This is a genomic window from Georgenia satyanarayanai, from assembly GCF_023715365.1.
In the GTDB taxonomy this organism is placed as follows: domain Bacteria; phylum Actinomycetota; class Actinomycetes; order Actinomycetales; family Actinomycetaceae; genus Oceanitalea; species Oceanitalea satyanarayanai_B.
This window is the reverse complement of sequence record NZ_JAMBNZ010000019.1, coordinates 1-14,533: the sequence shown is the minus strand read 5'-3', so window position 1 is coordinate 14,533 and position 14,533 is coordinate 1. Positions and strand designations below refer to the sequence as shown.

The 14,533-nt window shown below is 67.5% G+C and carries 17 protein-coding genes; 6 read left to right on the top strand and 11 right to left on the bottom strand.

Annotation, left to right across the window (positions count from 1 at the left end; genetic code table 11):
- Window positions 1-57: 57 nt before the first annotated feature.
- A complete protein-coding gene (locus tag M3148_RS16135; protein ID WP_251305756.1) occupies window positions 58-798 on the top strand; it encodes an HNH endonuclease in 741 nt (246 codons plus the stop codon).
- Here the strand turns inward: M3148_RS16135 and M3148_RS16130 are convergent.
- From M3148_RS16130 to M3148_RS16105, 7 genes are all read right to left on the bottom strand, one after another.
- Complete coding sequence (locus tag M3148_RS16130; RefSeq protein ID WP_251305755.1) at window positions 795-1,067, bottom strand: hypothetical protein; 273 nt, start codon at window positions 1,065-1,067, stop codon at window positions 795-797. The two genes, M3148_RS16135 and M3148_RS16130, sit on opposite strands and share 4 nt — an antisense overlap.
- 93 nt (window positions 1,068-1,160) lie before the next feature.
- Window positions 1,161-1,316: a hypothetical protein gene (locus M3148_RS16125; RefSeq protein ID WP_251305754.1), complete on the bottom strand. Its 156-nt coding sequence runs from the start codon at window positions 1,314-1,316 to the stop codon at window positions 1,161-1,163.
- An 84-nt stretch (window positions 1,317-1,400) separates the two neighbouring features.
- A complete protein-coding gene (locus M3148_RS16120; RefSeq protein WP_251305753.1) occupies window positions 1,401-2,417 on the bottom strand; it encodes an ImmA/IrrE family metallo-endopeptidase in 1,017 nt (338 codons plus the stop codon).
- A 7-nt stretch (window positions 2,418-2,424) separates the two neighbouring features.
- The gene (locus M3148_RS16115) at window positions 2,425-3,090 is read right to left on the bottom strand and encodes a hypothetical protein (protein ID WP_251305752.1); all 666 of its coding nucleotides are present in this window, start codon (window positions 3,088-3,090) and stop codon (window positions 2,425-2,427) included.
- On the bottom strand, window positions 3,083-3,637 hold the full coding sequence (locus M3148_RS16110) for a sigma-70 family RNA polymerase sigma factor (protein WP_251305751.1): 555 nt from the start codon (window positions 3,635-3,637) through the stop codon (window positions 3,083-3,085). The genes M3148_RS16115 and M3148_RS16110 overlap by 8 nt, the downstream gene beginning before the upstream one ends.
- A gap of 353 nt (window positions 3,638-3,990) precedes the next feature.
- On the bottom strand, window positions 3,991-4,485 hold the full coding sequence (locus tag M3148_RS18440) for a MucR family transcriptional regulator (protein WP_368859565.1): 495 nt from the start codon (window positions 4,483-4,485) through the stop codon (window positions 3,991-3,993).
- A 257-nt stretch (window positions 4,486-4,742) separates the two neighbouring features.
- Entirely contained in the window at window positions 4,743-5,702 is a 960-nt protein-coding gene (locus tag M3148_RS16105; protein ID WP_251305750.1) for an excalibur calcium-binding domain-containing protein, read from the bottom strand.
- A 283-nt stretch (window positions 5,703-5,985) separates the two neighbouring features.
- Here M3148_RS16105 and M3148_RS16100 point away from each other — a divergent pair, with 283 nt between their 5' ends.
- Window positions 5,986-6,558: a recombinase family protein gene (locus tag M3148_RS16100; protein WP_251305749.1), complete on the top strand. Its 573-nt coding sequence runs from the start codon at window positions 5,986-5,988 to the stop codon at window positions 6,556-6,558.
- 198 nt (window positions 6,559-6,756) lie between these two features.
- Here M3148_RS16100 and M3148_RS16095 read toward each other — a convergent pair whose 3' ends face one another.
- The 3 genes from M3148_RS16095 to M3148_RS16085 form a co-directional block, all read right to left on the bottom strand.
- Window positions 6,757-7,341, bottom strand: coding sequence for an SHOCT domain-containing protein (locus tag M3148_RS16095; protein WP_251305748.1), 585 nt, complete (start codon window positions 7,339-7,341; stop codon window positions 6,757-6,759).
- 175 nt (window positions 7,342-7,516) lie between these two features.
- Window positions 7,517-7,819, bottom strand: a complete 303-nt coding sequence (locus M3148_RS16090; RefSeq protein WP_251305747.1) for a hypothetical protein — start codon at window positions 7,817-7,819, stop codon at window positions 7,517-7,519.
- Window positions 7,820-8,151: 332 nt separating this feature from the next.
- Window positions 8,152-8,514, bottom strand: a complete 363-nt coding sequence (locus M3148_RS16085; RefSeq protein WP_251305746.1) for a hypothetical protein — start codon at window positions 8,512-8,514, stop codon at window positions 8,152-8,154.
- 248 nt (window positions 8,515-8,762) lie between these two features.
- On the opposite strand from M3148_RS16085, the gene mobF reads away from it, so the two are divergent.
- Window positions 8,763-12,374, top strand: coding sequence for a MobF family relaxase (gene mobF, locus M3148_RS16080; protein WP_251305745.1), 3,612 nt, complete (start codon window positions 8,763-8,765; stop codon window positions 12,372-12,374).
- Window positions 12,375-12,681: 307 nt separating this feature from the next.
- Here mobF and M3148_RS16075 read toward each other — a convergent pair whose 3' ends face one another.
- Complete coding sequence (locus tag M3148_RS16075; RefSeq protein WP_251305744.1) at window positions 12,682-12,969, bottom strand: hypothetical protein; 288 nt, start codon at window positions 12,967-12,969, stop codon at window positions 12,682-12,684.
- A 361-nt stretch (window positions 12,970-13,330) separates the two neighbouring features.
- Here M3148_RS16075 and M3148_RS16070 point away from each other — a divergent pair, with 361 nt between their 5' ends.
- The 3 genes from M3148_RS16070 to M3148_RS18055 all read left to right on the top strand — a co-directional run.
- Window positions 13,331-13,645 (top strand): PadR family transcriptional regulator, encoded by a 315-nt coding sequence (locus M3148_RS16070; protein ID WP_251305743.1) that lies wholly within the window; start codon window positions 13,331-13,333, stop codon window positions 13,643-13,645.
- Complete coding sequence (locus tag M3148_RS16065) at window positions 13,642-14,220, top strand: DUF2314 domain-containing protein (RefSeq protein WP_251305742.1); 579 nt, start codon at window positions 13,642-13,644, stop codon at window positions 14,218-14,220. The genes M3148_RS16070 and M3148_RS16065 overlap by 4 nt, the downstream gene beginning before the upstream one ends.
- Window positions 14,221-14,446: 226 nt before the next feature.
- Window positions 14,447-14,533 (top strand): helix-turn-helix domain-containing protein (locus M3148_RS18055; protein ID WP_285885079.1); only part of this gene is annotated, 87 nt, incomplete at its 3' end.

The window sequence follows — 14,533 nt, the reverse complement described above, 5'->3', positions numbered from 1 at the left end:
CGAGGATCACGCGGCTGAGAGGGCTTGTGCTGCGAGCGAGCACCCTACGCTCCTCACATGAGGCTCAGTTGGAAGCGCGAAGAGGTCATCCTCGCCTGCGACCTCGTCGCGAGCAACGACTGGCGCGCCCTTCCCGAAACGGCGCCCGAAGCTCAGGCGCTATCGGCCCTGCTCCGAGACACCAACCAGTTCTATCCCCGAGAACTGCGCCAACCCAACTACCGGTCGGCCGATGCTGTGTCCCGGAAGACGTGGGACATCGTCACGGCCCATCCAAGCTACGCCGGCAGACGGACGCGCGGCGGCAAACTGGACAGAGTGGTCCTCCAGGACTTTCTCGAGGCCCCGGAGCACATGCGTGCTACCGCCCACGCCATTCGCCACGTTCTTGAGACGGGCGAACGGATCCCGGAGCTGTCGCCGGCCGATGCTGACTTCGAGCCTGAGGCACGCGAAGGCACCATCCTCCTCGCACTTCACAGTTCCCGGGAGCGGCACGCGACCCTCCGCCGGAGGAAGATCGAGGCTACTTCAGCTGCAGGCAGCCCGTTAGCTTGCGAGGTGTGCGGGTTCAGCTTCGAGGAGTACTACGGCGCGCGAGGCACCGGATACATCGAGGTGCACCACACCGTGCCGTTGCACGTTACGGGCAGCCGAACTACTCGACTCGAGGACCTCGCGCTCTTGTGCGCAAACTGCCACCGAATGATCCACCGAGGCCACTGGATCACCCCGCAGGAACTCCGGCAGGTTGTGCGCGTCCAGCACTCCGCGGCCAGGGCCGAAGCAGGGGCCTAGAGGTTCTTCTTCATCCACTCGTTCAGGTTTGGCGAGATGCCGTAGGTGGCCCATGACTGGCCCGTGACCGTCACCACCACGATGTCGTCGTTCCCGTCGATGTGCTGCTTGATCCCGTCTCGAAGCTGTGAAGCTGTCAGCGACGTCTTGACGAAGAAGCTGCTCTTCAGGGGCCTCGCCCAGTTCTGGTGCGACTTCAAGTAGTCGATCAGCTTCGTGTAGTCCTGCCCCGCCTTGTTGAGGTCGTAGTTGACCCAGTGAACCGCCATGTCTCCTCCTGCTGTGTCAGTTTGTGATTGGGAACTGGGTGCACCCATCGGGACCGCCCGGCCGGCGACGCCACAGCGCCGCCGGCCGTCGGGTCACTTCTCGTTGCGGACGCCCTTGTGCTGGTTGGGGCTGCCGTTGAGGATGCGGCCGGTGCTGGTGTCGCGCTTGAACCAGGTCTCGCCGCGCTTGAACTCGCTGCGGGCCTTCACGGCGCCGACGCGGTGCCCGCGTCCGGTGTTCTTGGCCATCTATCTCACCTCCATCCCGAGGGCCCGGGTCCGTTCGAGGGGGGCTCTCACTAGGTAGTCGGGGTGGCAGCGGCTGGAGTTAGGTCAGGATCGGCAGTCCACACACAGACCGTCGCTGACGAGGTGTGGCAGGAAAGCAAGAAAGCAGCTGGTACAGAGCACTGCACACCTCGCGTCTCGCGCGCATGGGCAGTCACCGCAACGGGGACAGAACGGTTGGCCGCACTCTGGGCACGGGTACCCTCGCCGCTCGAAGACGGTCCCACAGCAGGACCCCGTGAGGAGCGGACGGGCGTCGAAGTCCCGGTCCGTAGGGACGTGGAACCGCTCGACGTCCCAGAGGTCCGACGCGCAGAACACTGCAACGATCCGTCTCTCATCGGCGACAGCGTCGACATAGAAGTCCGCTTGTGCGCCCCACGGGGTCCGCCACGTCAAGCGCCGAGCAGTTGATGCTCCCGGTGCCATTCCCAGCAGTGGGTGGCTATCGCTGAGCTGCTGGCCGCGCCATGGGAATACGACAGGCCAGCCTTCTTCGGGGTCAGGTTTCACACTGGCGTGCGTCACAGTGCCGGTGTCGCGGTCGAGGATGGCGATCGCTCCCAGTCCTGGCAACCGCTTCGCCAGGGCGATTGCACATACCGGCCTACTTGCCTGGGTGGCGTTGTAGAGGTCGATGACGTGCTGTGCCCTCATCGGGCCGCTGCCGATGACCCGATCGGCCTCCGTCTCGGGCAACAGCAGACGTTGGGCGATCCGGTCGCAGAGAGTCTCCAGGAGCCGGCCGGCCTCCTCCTGGTCCGCTACCCAGTCATAGACGTCGGGGGCCTCCTCCGCGAGCCAATGCCCGAGCTCGTGAGCGAGCGTGAAATTCTCGCGGCGGCTCCACGGCGTGGGCGCGTACAGGATCACCCCGTCCTGAAGGAACGACACGCCATCACACGCGCCACCATCGTCGCGCGTTGTGGCGAGATGTTCAGCGGGCTCGACGATCAGGCTCAGGTCATCGCGGAGAACCACCACGGGATCCTGGGCGAAGCGAGCGCGCACGTCATCGGCAAGCAGGGAGAGCGCCTGATGGACACAGCCTTCGAGGTCCATGTGTCCATCACTCCCGCTGGCCCTGCTCGACCGAAGTGACCAAGGCATCGATAGCTTGCAGAAGCTGCTCTGTGCTCGGCTGCTCGCCGCGGTGAACGGTCGCGAGCATCCGACTCTCGAGTGTTCCCGCGGCCACGGCGGGTGAGACTCGCCGGGCGCGGGCCCAGCGGTCGACGAGCTGGTCAAACAGCGGATGCAGGCGTGCAGCCTTCACTCCCTCGGGTAGCGAAGCCGTCGATGGAGGCGAGATCAGGTCCTCCACCGGTGCGCCGACGATATCGGCGACAGCCTGCACCACCGCTGGAGCCACGTCTGCAGCGGTCCGTGTCTCCCACCTGAACACGTCGCCCTTGGTGAACTCCCAACCTCGCTCGCGGAGGCGTGCGGCGACGTCAGAGACGCTCAGGCGTGCATGCTTCCTTGCTCGAGACAGTGCGCCTGAACTTAGCGTGCACTCGCTATCAGGGAGGAGGCCAAGCATGGCCGCCGTGGGGTCATCTGCCAGGGCGGGCGCACCTTGAGCAGATAGCCAGAGCAGGTCTGACATCTCGACAATGCTGGACAACTCGTGGCGCTCCAGATCGGTGAGCTCGACATCACTCAGGATTCGTTCCCGCTCCTCGGGCCGCTCCAGCATCTCTGCCACGAGTCTGTCGCGCAGATCTTCATCCATCGTTTCCCTCCTCCCTTCTCTGCATCGCTTCTCGGAGCAGTGCTAGCCCTCGTGTGGTCATCTGGCTCACCCGCGCGGGGCTTACATTCAGTTCGGCCGCCACCTCGGCTCGGGTCCGTCCCAGGACCTGCGTCTCCCACACGGCCTTTCGATGGCGGTCGTCCAACACCGTCGTCAGGCAGTCGCGGGCGAGCGCTGCCCGCCGCCGTTGATCGATTGCGTCAGCGACATCTTCGGCAACGTGGGACCTATCCGGGTCCGCACTGTCATGGGCAGTCTCCACAAGCTCGCCCCCGGCGTGACGTACCTCTGCCGATCGGACCCGATCCAGCGCCTTTCGCTTAGCGACGGTGACCAGGAAGGCCTCCCAGTTCCGCACGTCCCGAGGGAGCGACGCCATGATCGAGACGACAGCGTCTTGTACGGCGTCGCTAGCCTCGGACTCACGACCCGCCCCCCGGAGTACTAGACCTGCGGCTCTATGCATCGCATCCCGGTGGCGCAGGTAGAGCGCAGCGACGTCCAGCCGCGTCTCGTTTCCCGTCACGGCGTGCTGCACCTCGCCCTAAGCCCACACCATCGGTGACGATCCATCACTGACCCCATCCCCTCGACTAGTAGTCGAGACTGCGCGACCAAGAGTTAACGCTCCCCCGTGCTGAGTTTCCTCTATGCATTGTTTCGCTCGCTCTCGTCGTCTGCGGATCAACATCCTCTGCGGCTTGCAGCAGTTCCTCGGATTCGCCTCGGGCCGGAGTCGTCGCGCAGACGAGGGCCACCCGACCGCGAGGAGGCGTACCGGTGCGGCCACGCAGCCGTCCGACCGCCCGGCCGGGGACAAGCCCCAGTAGGGCGGGGGCTGGCCGCCCCCGAATGCCGCCAGGCCCCCGAAGGGACCGGTCATCGCGACCGTCGGGCTCGGTTGTACTTCGAGGCGCACGAACGCGAACAGAAACGCCGTCGCTTCGCGTCCGTCAGCGGACAAAACTGGACCCCGCACTGCGCACACGTCACGACCGTGCCCAGGCGCTGCTGCCCGCGCCGAGAAGCGCTCGCCTGACGCATCGCCTCAAGGCCAGCCGGCGAGAAGACACTGCCCGCCGCCAGGCGCGCGGCGGTGGCCTTCGCGGGATCCCTCCTCTCGAGAAAGGCACTGTTGCGGGGGAGTCGCGCACGCGCGCCATCCGCGAGAGCTTGTCGAGTCGACGCCGCTACCAACCCACGTCGGCCAAGACCATGCGCCTGGCGGTACTCCGCTGCAGTGAGCCCGTGGGCCCTGTAAACATGCAGTCCGAGATGGACGAACCGCTGGCCACACTCGTGGCACAGCAGACCATCGGCGTCCTCCTCGAGAACCCCGAAGCGGCCGTGGCCGTCCTCATCGCCGACCTCCATCGGGGCAATCGTGGCAAGCGCGCGTCGCCGCGTCTACACCCAACGTTGGTCCACGAATCGGAAGTCGCCTACGTCGACCGGCGACGAGCGCCGCGGAAGCGACGCTCCAAGACCAAGGTCGGGCTCCGCCGGCTGACGGTGCGGCCTGATGGCCGCTGGGTTCATTCGTGCCTCCGCGCTTCCCCCGGGCGGTGGCTGGCCGCCCTCGCACCCCCCGGTTTCTGCGCCCCCCCTTGCGCTTACAGGTTGTCTGCGACTTAGGGCAGGAACTCACAGGCGATCATGTCGCCATCGCTATCGAGCTTGTGGACATCCCCGTAGATCGGGTACCAGCGGTTGAACTCGGCCTGTGCCGCTGCTTGGGTGGGGAAGTCGTCGCAGTCAAGGTCGGAGGGCGGTCCCGGGACGGTGGGCGGACGCGGGGTTGGAACGGGCGCCGGCTTGGGAGCCCCGCGGCGCACACCGAGGGTGTCGGTGCCGTCGCCGTTCCAGTCGCCCACCAGGGTGGTGTCCGTCGTCCGGCCGTAGGTCAGGGTCCGGTCTGCCTTCCCTGCTCGGATCGCATTGGCGACGTGGTACGTGGCGCCGCGACGCACGGTGAAGGAGTCGTCCCCATCGCCGTCGAAGTCCCCTACATAAACGTCGTCGCCCGCGCGCCCGTAGACGGCGACGTGGTCGGCTGCGCCTGCCGAGATCGAGTTCTTGACGTGGTAGGCGGCGCCGCGGCGTACGGCGAAGGTGTCCTTGCCATCACCGTTCCAGTCGCCAACCAGTACTGCATCCGAGGCACGGCCGTAGACGGCGAGGCGGTCGGCCGGTCCAGAGCTGAGTGAGTTCTTCACGTGGTAGGCGGCGCCGCGGCGTACGGCAAAGGTGTCCTTCCCGTCACCGTCCCAGTCACCGACTAGCACGACGTCTCCGGGGCGACCGTATGTGACAACCTGGTGCGCTCCGCCGCCGGAGTTGGAGTTGCGGATGTAGAACGTAGCGCCACGGCGGACCGCGAGGGTGTCAGTGCCGTTGCCATCCCAGTCACCGACGTAAACCTGGTCGGTGGCAGCGCCGTAACTGAACTCGATGTTGGCTTTGCCTGACCACGTGTCGTTCAGGAAGTACTGGTCACCGGATCCTCCGATCTCCCCGCCCTTGGCGGCCGCGGTCGAGCCACCGGCCACGATTGTCGCTAGCGCGACGGCTCCTGCCGAGGCGATGGTCACCAAACGTCGTCGTCTTGCCACAGTTCCTCCTTGGTCGGCCGGGACCGGCTTTGGCCCCGCTCCTTAGATGCAACGTAGTCACTCGCGGCGCCATCGTCACTGGGCAACCCAGGCGCGTGCCCGGATCGAGCCTGGCCGGCCTCATGGCGTCACGATCGAAAACGATCGTTTATGAGACGGCGCAACTGTGCGACGCTGAATGTTCGCCCGCACGTCCACAACCCGTCTCAAAACTGGCCGTGTCGTCCTCTTGTTCTGCGACCGTTTCTGAGACGCTTACGGGGTGACGCACAACCTCGTCGGCCTGGCCCGCGTGTCCACCAGCGCTCAGGACGCCCAGCTGCAGCGCGACGCCCTCCAAGCGGCCGGCTGTATCAAGATCTTCGAGGAGAAGATCAGCAGCCGATCGAGCCATCGCCCAGGGCTAGCCGCGGCGCTGGACTACATGCGCGACGGCATGGACACCTTGGCGGTGTGGAAGCTTGACCGCCTGGGCCGGTCGACCAAGGACATCCTCACGGTCGCCGATGACCTCAGTGACCGAGGTATCGGTCTACGCGTCCTTACGGGGACGTTGGCCGGCACCTACAGCCCGACGGGGGAGGGGAAGTTCTTCTTCACGATGATGGCCGCCTTCGCCGAGCTCGAGCGTGACCTCATCCGCGAACGCACCATGGCGGGCCTGGCAGTTGCCCGAGCGCAGGGACGCCTGGGCGGGCGACCTCGGGTGATGGACCGCGACAAGTTAGCGATAGCTCGCGCCCGCCGCGCCAATGGCGAGAGCCCAACACAGATTGCCAAGGCTCTTGGGGTGTCACGTGCAACGGTCTACCGCTACCTGGCGGCCGCCGATTAGCCGGAAGTGCACGACTGGTCCTCCGGGACTACGCAGTGTGCCGGATGCGGTGCCCCACCGGGCATACCACCGGACAGGTCTTACGGCGACGGGGTCGGGGCCGTGATCCTGAGGCCGGGAGGTGCCGGACTCCTCCCGGTGGCGGCTCCTTATCCTCGATCCACCGATCGGCTGAAGCATGTGGGGCGCGACTATCCGCTACATGCGGTCGAGTAGCTCAGCCTTCTTGGTGTTGAACTCCTCCTTGGTGAGAATGCCGTCCGCGTGCAGCGCTGCCAACTTCTTGAGTTGGTCTGCCGCATCGGGGGTGCTGGGTGCAGCGCCGGCGGGGACGACGGTGCCGCCGCCCACCTGCTCGAGGATGACCTCACGTAGGTATGGCCCCGACACGTGATCGGCCTTGAACTCAACGACGTTCCCAGAGGTGTGGATCTCCAGGACGTTCCAGATCCCCTTGTTGCGGGACTCGACCGACGAGATCCGCGAGGTCGGGACCGTCTCGGCTCCGGCGCCGGCCCTCAGCAGTGATCCCATCTTGCCCCGGTTGATCAGCTCGACCCGGTCGGGAAAAACCACTAGGAACTTGTCCGCTGAGTCGTCGAAAACGTAGCCGACGGCCACCGATCCGGAGACGTCTATCCCCTTCTTCTGGGCCTTCTTCCGTGCAGCCTCCTCGGACTTCAGCGCAGCGGCTCGCACCTTCGCGTCCTTGTTTGCCCGGGTCGCCGCTGCGGCTGCCTGGCCCTCTGCCCGCTTCTCCGGATCTTTGCGCAACATTCCCATGCTGCCCACGGTAGCTCGCACCGTGCGGCGTCGTGGGCTCTCGCGGCGCGAGGGGGCCGGGGTGCCCCCCGCCGACCCACCGTCTTAAGAGCGTCGAGGATGCTGCTATGCCATTGCCATGATGCTTCCCCGCGCATAACGGAGAGAAACGTATCCTTGCCTCGAGCGAGCCGAGCTAGTCGCAGGGCCCGCTTGCATCCTCAGGATCGTAGGAGACCACCACCTCGGTTGGATGCTGGTCTAAGACCGTCACTGACAGCCAAGGTCTCAAGTCATCGTCGGAGTACTTTTCGGCATCGTCCCACCACAGCCAGGTGGTGATGTTGTCAAGTTCCTGCGTCTCACAGAACGCTAGATCTTTGTACCGGTCCTCGACCGGGAGCTGAGCCTCGTACCAGGAGACGACATCTTCATAAGAAGCGCCCGGGATGGTATATGCCTGATCCAGGTCGTCTCTTGGCTCGGCGTTGTCGGGCACCGGGACATTTTGCACGCCGGAGTCTTTCCCGTCACCGAGGTCTGTCTCTCCTGAGCCACTGCAGGCGGCAGTGGCTGCGACGACGGCACCGAGCACAGCACATGTCAGAACGTGTCGACTCATCGCGCCACCCTAATGCCACGGCCGACAAGCCACTCTCGGCTCGAAGTAAGGTGCGCGCGACGGTGAGGTACGTAAGAAGACCGAACCCCTCGCGGGCCGCCCTGGCCGTGAGTCTGGCGCCAGCGTAAGAGCCCCCAACTTATCGAGCCGGTAGAGGGCAGTCTGGCTGTGGCGGGGCGACTGTGTGGGGGGGGGGGGGGGGAGGAGGCTCAGCCCCCATGACCTGAGCCAGCGAGGAGCCGGGCGGCAGATTCGCCGTGAACTTCCGTGGGAAGGTCGGTGTCTTGTGGAACTGGCGTTTGGCTGTCGGCCTGCTTGCTCTGATCGGCGGTCTTGGTCTTCCCGTCAAAGCCGGCGCGGAGCCGGCGGACCTCCTTGGTATCGATCTCCAGGAGTGCGGCGATGCGGGCCTGGGACTCGCCGAGGTCGAGCAGGCTCTTCACCGCCGTGCGCATGCGGCCCTCGATCACCTCGAGCTTCCTCGTGACCTCGGCGTAGTTGTCAGCCGCGGCGAAGTAGTCGGCTGCGGCGTCCTCGATGTTGCGGTCGCGTTGTTCGCGCTCGGTGTCCACGCGCAGCCGTGCCTTGCGTGCCCGCTCCCTAGCATCTATCTGCTTCGTCGTCCTTGCCATCGCCGATCATCCCCCCGTACTCCACAACTGTCTGACTCCTGTGTCCTACCCGTCCCCACGCTAACGCCCTCTCCTCCTCGTCCGCCACCACAGCGCGCAAAATGCTGAACCGTACACACCTCTTGCACTTTCAGTGGGTGCGCTACGCTGGCCCCAGTTTCGCGGCGAGCGACGGGAGGGAGCCGGTCATGATGACCGTGCACGTCCTGCACGCCGGCGACGGCTACACCTACCTCACGCGGCAGGTCGCCACCGGCGACCAGCAGCGGGCAGCCGGGGAGTCTCTGGCCGACTACTACGCCCACGAGGGCAACCCACCGGGCCGGTGGGTCGGAGCCGGCATGGCCGGCGTCGACGTCACGGGACGGGTGTCCGAAGCACAGATGCGGGCCCTGTTCGGAGAGGGGCTGCACCCGGACGCGGACCGGATCATCACCGAGGCGATGGCGCGCGGAGCCAGCCCGGAGCAGGCCGTGGAGGTCGCACGGCTGGGCCGGCGGTTCCCGCGGTTCGCGCCGGTGGAGAGCGACCAGCAGTGGCGCTCGGCCATCACCGCGGCGTACACGCAGTTCAAGGTCGACCAGGACCGCCCCCCGCAGGCAGGCGTCGAGCGTGACCTCATCCGGTGGCAGGTCGCCGGCCACCTCTTGACCGAACGGCTCGGTCGCGAACCGCACGATGAGGAGCGCTCAACGTTCCTCGCGGCGCAGGGCAAGCAGCAGCGCCAGCCCGTCGCGGGATACGACCTGGTGTTCACGCCGGTGAAATCGGTGAGCACGCTGTGGGCCCTCGGCGGGCAGGACGTGCGCCGGGAGGTCGCCGCCGCGCACGAGGCCGCGTGGCAGGAAGCGTTCGCGTGGGTCGAGCAGGAAGCCGGGGTGACCCGGGTCGGCAAGGGCGGGGCCGCACAGGTCGACGCACGCGGACTGATGGCCGCAGCGTTCGACCACGCCGACTCACGCACCGGGGACCCCAACCTGCACACCCACGTCGCGGTGTCGAACAAGGTGCAGGGCACCGACGGGCGCTGGCGCGCGCTGGACGCGCGCGTCCTCCACGCACTCGGCGTTGCCGCCTCGGAGCGGTACAACACCCTGGTCGAGAACGAGCTGCGCCGGCGGCTCGGTGTGGAGTTCGTCGAGGAGTCCCGCGGACCGGGCAAGCAGCCCGTCCGTGAGGTGGAGGGCATCGACAAGCGAGTACGCGAGGTGTTCTCTTCGCGTCGCGCAGCGATCGAGGACACCTACCACGAGCTGCTCGCCCGGTACCGGTCCGAGCACGGCCACGAGCCACCCAAGCGCATCCAGCTGCGCCTGGCTCAGCAGGCCACCCTGGAGACCAGAGAGGGCAAGCAGAAGGGCGTCACGCTCACCGAACGCCGGCAGCAGTGGCGAGCCAGTGCAGCCGCGGTGCTCGGCGGGCAAGAGGCCGTGGACGCCATGGTCGCCGCCGCGGTGCATGGTCCCGGCGCCGGTGAGAGTGAGGGCGAGTCGGTCGACGTTGACCAGCTCGCCGCCCAGGTGGTGCGCGAGGTGGAAACCAAGCGCGCCACCTGGGGGCCGTGGCACCTCATGGCCGAGGCGATGCGTCAGGTCCGCCGGCACCCGGCTGCCGGCGACGTCGCTGGCCTTGCCGAGCGGGTCGCTCACCGGGCACAGGCCCTGTCGATCCGGCTGGACCCTCCGGAACTCAACCCGGCGCCGGCGCCGCTTCGGCGCGCCGACGGCGAGTCCGTCTACACCGTCCACGGGGCCCGCAGCTACACCAGCCGTGCGGTGCTCGACGCGGAAGCCGACCTGGTCCAGGCCGCGCTCCGCACCGGCGGCCTGCACGTCGACGACAGGCACCTCGAGGACGCGGCCGCGGCCGTCGAGGCCCGCACCGGGAGGACGCTGGACGAGGGGCAGCGGACCCTGGCCGCGCACTTCGCCGGCTCGGGCCGCGAGCTGACGGCCGGTATCGGGCCGGCCGGGGCGGGCAAGACCACCGCCATGGCCGCCTTCGCCCGCGCGGTGGAGAACGCCGGCGGACGCGTGCTGGCCCTGGCACCCTCAGCAGCCGCGGCCGCCGTGCTCGGCGAGGAGCTCGGGGTCACCGGAGAGACGCTGCACAAGCTCATCGACGCCCACAGGCGCGGGCAGATCCCCGAGAGCCTGCAGGTGGACGCGCGCACGGTGCTGCTGGTGGACGAGGCCGGCATGGCCGGCACGCCCCAGCTCGCCGCGGTGCTCGCCCTGGCGCGCGAGCACGGGGCGAGCGTGCGGCTGCTGGGTGACCCGCAACAGCTCGCCGCCGTGGAGGCCGGGGGAGTGCTCCGGCTGATCGACGAGCGGGTGGGCGCAGCTCACCTGCGCGAGGTACACCGCTTCACCGACCCAGCCGAGGCCGCGGCCTCGCTGCAGCTGCGTCGCGGTGACCCCGACGGCGCGCAGTTCTACCTCGAGCGGGACCGGGTGCGCGGCGGCACGCGCGAGGCGATGCTCGAGGACGTCTACGCGGCCTGGCGAGACGACGTCGAGACCGGCAAGGACTCGGTCATGGTCGCCGGCTCGAACGACGACGCACTGGCGCTGTCGACCCAGGCCCGACGAGACCTCGTCGCAGCGGGCCGGGTCGAACCCGACGGGGTCCAGCTCGCCGACGGCAGCCACGCCGGCCGCGGCGACCGGATCGTCACCCGCCGCAACGAGCGCCGCCTGGCCACCGCGGCGGGCCGGGACTTCGTCAAGAACGGTGACGTGTGGACCGTGCTCGCCCGGGCCGACGACGGGCGGCTGCGCGTGCGCCACGCCCGGCACGGCGGCACCCTCACTCTGCCGGCCGGTTACGTCGCCGAGCACGTCCAACTCGCCTACGCCGCGACCGTGCACCGGGTCCAGGGGATGACCGTGGACACCTCCCACGCGCTCATCGACGCCGAGGCCACCGACCGCCAGGCGCTGTACACCGCCGCCACCCGAGGCCGGGAGAGCAACCGGGTCTACCTCGTGACTGAGGCTCTGGTCGGGGCCGATGGCCACGACGAGACCAAGCCCGCCGAGTCGCCGGCCGAGGCACTGCGCCGGATTATCGGCCGCGACGGCGCCGCGGTGTCGGCGACCAGCGCCCAGGAACGCGCATGGCAAGACGCCCACAGCCTCGCCCGCCTGGTGCCCGAGGTCGAGGACGCCGTCGACCGGCACCGCACCGGGCCCGGTCCAGAGCCCGTGCCGGCGTGGCGAGCCCCGACAGCGGGGACGGGAGACTCGCTGCCCGAGGTCGACTCACGGGTCGAGCCGTGGGTCCATCGTCACGTTGAGCTGATCGAACAACGCCTGGACTACCTGACCGACGACGCAGCCGCCGGCCGGCCACCGTGGGTTCAGCGGATACCGATCCCGGTCGAGGCTGAGGGTGTCGAGGCGTGGGTGGCTGGTGCACGCGCGGTTGCGGGGTACCGCGACCGGTGGTCGATCACCGACACCGACGCGCTCGGCCCGCAGGTTGATGAGGGCCGCCAGGGCGAGGACTACCGGGCCGCGGCCGCCGCGCTGGAGCGCATGCGCCAGGTCACCCGGCGCGGAGACGACGATGCGATGGTCGGCATTCGCAACGAGCGCAGGCACGCGCACGTGGACGAGCCCGACCGCACGCTGGGCGTGGCGGGTCGTCAGCAGGAGCCGCCGCTCGGCGATCAGACACCCGCCGAGCGGATCGTCCAGGCGCGCGAGAAGCTCCGTCGGCACCGTGAGCAACGCCGCCGTCGTGGTGACGACCCGCCTGCAAGATCTGGCCCCACCCGCCGCGGGCCACAGCTCTAAGCGAGGAGTCGGCGCCGAGGCGCGCTGCCGCCAACACAGGGCGGCAGGGCGACTCCGGAGTGCTGTGGTCAGCACTCAGCGTGACTATCCACTCCCTGCTTGGTCGTGCGCTTTTCCGACGCCCGCGTCCCGTAAAGGAGACCCTCGTGACTACCTTCACAGGACGGGTATTACGCGACGGACCCAGGCGGCGGTCACATCTGCTGACCGCGGTGTGGCCCGTAGGCGGTTCGCCTTGCGGAACCCGGGTCAGTCGAGTCGAGCACGCACCTCTGTTTCCGGCGGTCCTTGAGTCGTCTGTCCTGGCCTACTCGCTCGTTCGGCGGGGGGTGATCCGGCCGACCGCGAGGGTTGCGCCGGTGAACGCGACGACGGCGACGATGGCGAGCCACCACGTGCCTTTGCCGGGTAGTGCGGCGACTGCGCCGATGAAGGTCGCAAGTGCCGCAAAGAGGCGTCCGCCGGCTTTAGCCACGTCGAACCTGCGCTTGGTCTCCGCCTTCAAGCCCTCAGCCTCGCTGAGGACGCCTGCGGCGGATCCCACGAAGACACCCGAGAGGGCGAAGATCAACGCGGCGATGACGAAGTCGTTCATGCGCTAAACCTATGCTGCTCAACTCAGGTGCGACCCATGTCTATGGCTTTGACGCGATGTGGCGGGGTTCTGTCGCAGATCAGTAGCGGCTCCTGTCGGGGCGGTTCGGGGGCGCCTCGCCGATGCGACATCCCGTGAGTCGATCCCCTGCGGAACGTGGCTGGGCTCCGCTTCGAGGAGGGCCACGACCCCGTACGGACCGGCCCGCGGCGGTTCCCCAACCGGGACGATGGGGATGGTTACGCGAGCTCACTGCCAACGAGCGCACGGGGTGAACCCGTGTGGACCTGACAGGAGATTTCATCGAGCCGCCCCGAGTGTCGTCGGCTGGGGCTACCTCTACCTATGTAGAGTACGACCTATGAAGGTGACTCACTCGCTCGTTCTCGTGGCACTCGCGATCATGGACATGGACAGGGATGGTGACGGTCGGGTGTGGGGCTATGCCCTGTCCCAGCGGTCGGGTGTGCGTTCGGGCGTTCTGTATCCGCAACTCGACCGGATGATGGGCGAGGGATGGCTAGATGACCATTGGGAGGAACGTGCGGAGGGTCAGAAGCGACCCCCACGGCGCTACTACACACTCACGGATCGCGGGCGCAGGGAACTCGGCGCTGTAGTTGCGCGAGCCGAGAAGCAGTCCCGGTTCCAGTCGATGAAGGTGAGGTTCGCATGATCGGCGAACTGATGAGAGCGCCTGGGACGTTCGGGGTCTTCATGCTCGCCGTGCTGATCTTCGGCTTCGCCCCTGGCATCGTCCTAGCCGTGATCGTGCGGCTCATCCCTGACTTCGACCGGCGGCTCGAACTTCAGGCTGAGTTGTACGAGGTTCCGCGGTGGGAACGCCCGTTCTGGGTCGCTCAGCAGTTCGAGGTTGCACTTCGGATCGGGCTTGCCCCACGCATTGAGTGGATGTGGGGACGGTACGTGTGGCATCGCTGCAGCTTGGAGTCGGGGCTTGAGCGGCACCTGGCGTATCCCGTCTCGTTCGAGATCCCGGACGACGAGGACAAGGCTGTGATTGGCCCCGGCGATCAGGTGAAGCTGATGTGGTCCGTCAAGCGGTTCCCCGGAGAGCGCATGTGGGTAACAGTCACCGAGCGAAAGGGGGACCGGCTCGTCGGCGTCCTCGATAACTCACCCGTGTTCGTCTACATGGACCCGGGCGAAACGGTCTCCTTCCACATCGACGACATCATCGACTGCATTCTCGAAGACGAGGGGATCTTGATCGAGGAGGAGGCGGCCTAGATCCCACCGACCGTAGGCGCAATCGAACCTGCGCTGCGCCTAATTCGACTGTTCCGTCGCGACCATAGTGGGAAGCCTCGCCCCGCGGGGATCCTCATCCGGTGCCGGCCGCAAGCTGCGGCAGCGATCAGTGAGGAGCCATGCATTCGAATGGATGGCATTGGGCGGTGTCATAGCGTCGTAGCGACAGTGCTGGTCGGGTGAGGGGTTGCTGGTGGGACGCAGGATGCTGACGGCGACGGATCGGGCGGAGATCTCCACGGGGCTCAAGGCGGGGTGGACGGTGCGCAGGATCGCCGAGTACCTCGACCGT

Coding starts and splice junctions, on each gene's coding strand:
- M3148_RS16135 (WP_251305756.1), top strand. CDS start 58: ATGAGGCTCAGTTGGAAGCGCGAAGAGGTCATCCTCGCCTGCGACCTC.
- M3148_RS16130 (WP_251305755.1), bottom strand. CDS start 1,067: ATGGCGGTTCACTGGGTCAACTACGACCTCAACAAGGCGGGGCAGGAC.
- M3148_RS16125 (WP_251305754.1), bottom strand. CDS start 1,316: ATGGCCAAGAACACCGGACGCGGGCACCGCGTCGGCGCCGTGAAGGCC.
- M3148_RS16120 (WP_251305753.1), bottom strand. CDS start 2,417: ATGGACCTCGAAGGCTGTGTCCATCAGGCGCTCTCCCTGCTTGCCGAT.
- M3148_RS16115 (WP_251305752.1), bottom strand. CDS start 3,090: ATGGATGAAGATCTGCGCGACAGACTCGTGGCAGAGATGCTGGAGCGG.
- M3148_RS18440 (WP_368859565.1), bottom strand. CDS start 4,485: ATGGAGGTCGGCGATGAGGACGGCCACGGCCGCTTCGGGGTTCTCGAG.
- M3148_RS16095 (WP_251305748.1), bottom strand. CDS start 7,341: ATGGGAATGTTGCGCAAAGATCCGGAGAAGCGGGCAGAGGGCCAGGCA.
- mobF (WP_251305745.1), top strand. CDS start 8,763: ATGATGACCGTGCACGTCCTGCACGCCGGCGACGGCTACACCTACCTC.
- M3148_RS16075 (WP_251305744.1), bottom strand. CDS start 12,969: ATGAACGACTTCGTCATCGCCGCGTTGATCTTCGCCCTCTCGGGTGTC.
- M3148_RS16070 (WP_251305743.1), top strand. CDS start 13,331: ATGAAGGTGACTCACTCGCTCGTTCTCGTGGCACTCGCGATCATGGAC.
- M3148_RS16065 (WP_251305742.1), top strand. CDS start 13,642: ATGATCGGCGAACTGATGAGAGCGCCTGGGACGTTCGGGGTCTTCATG.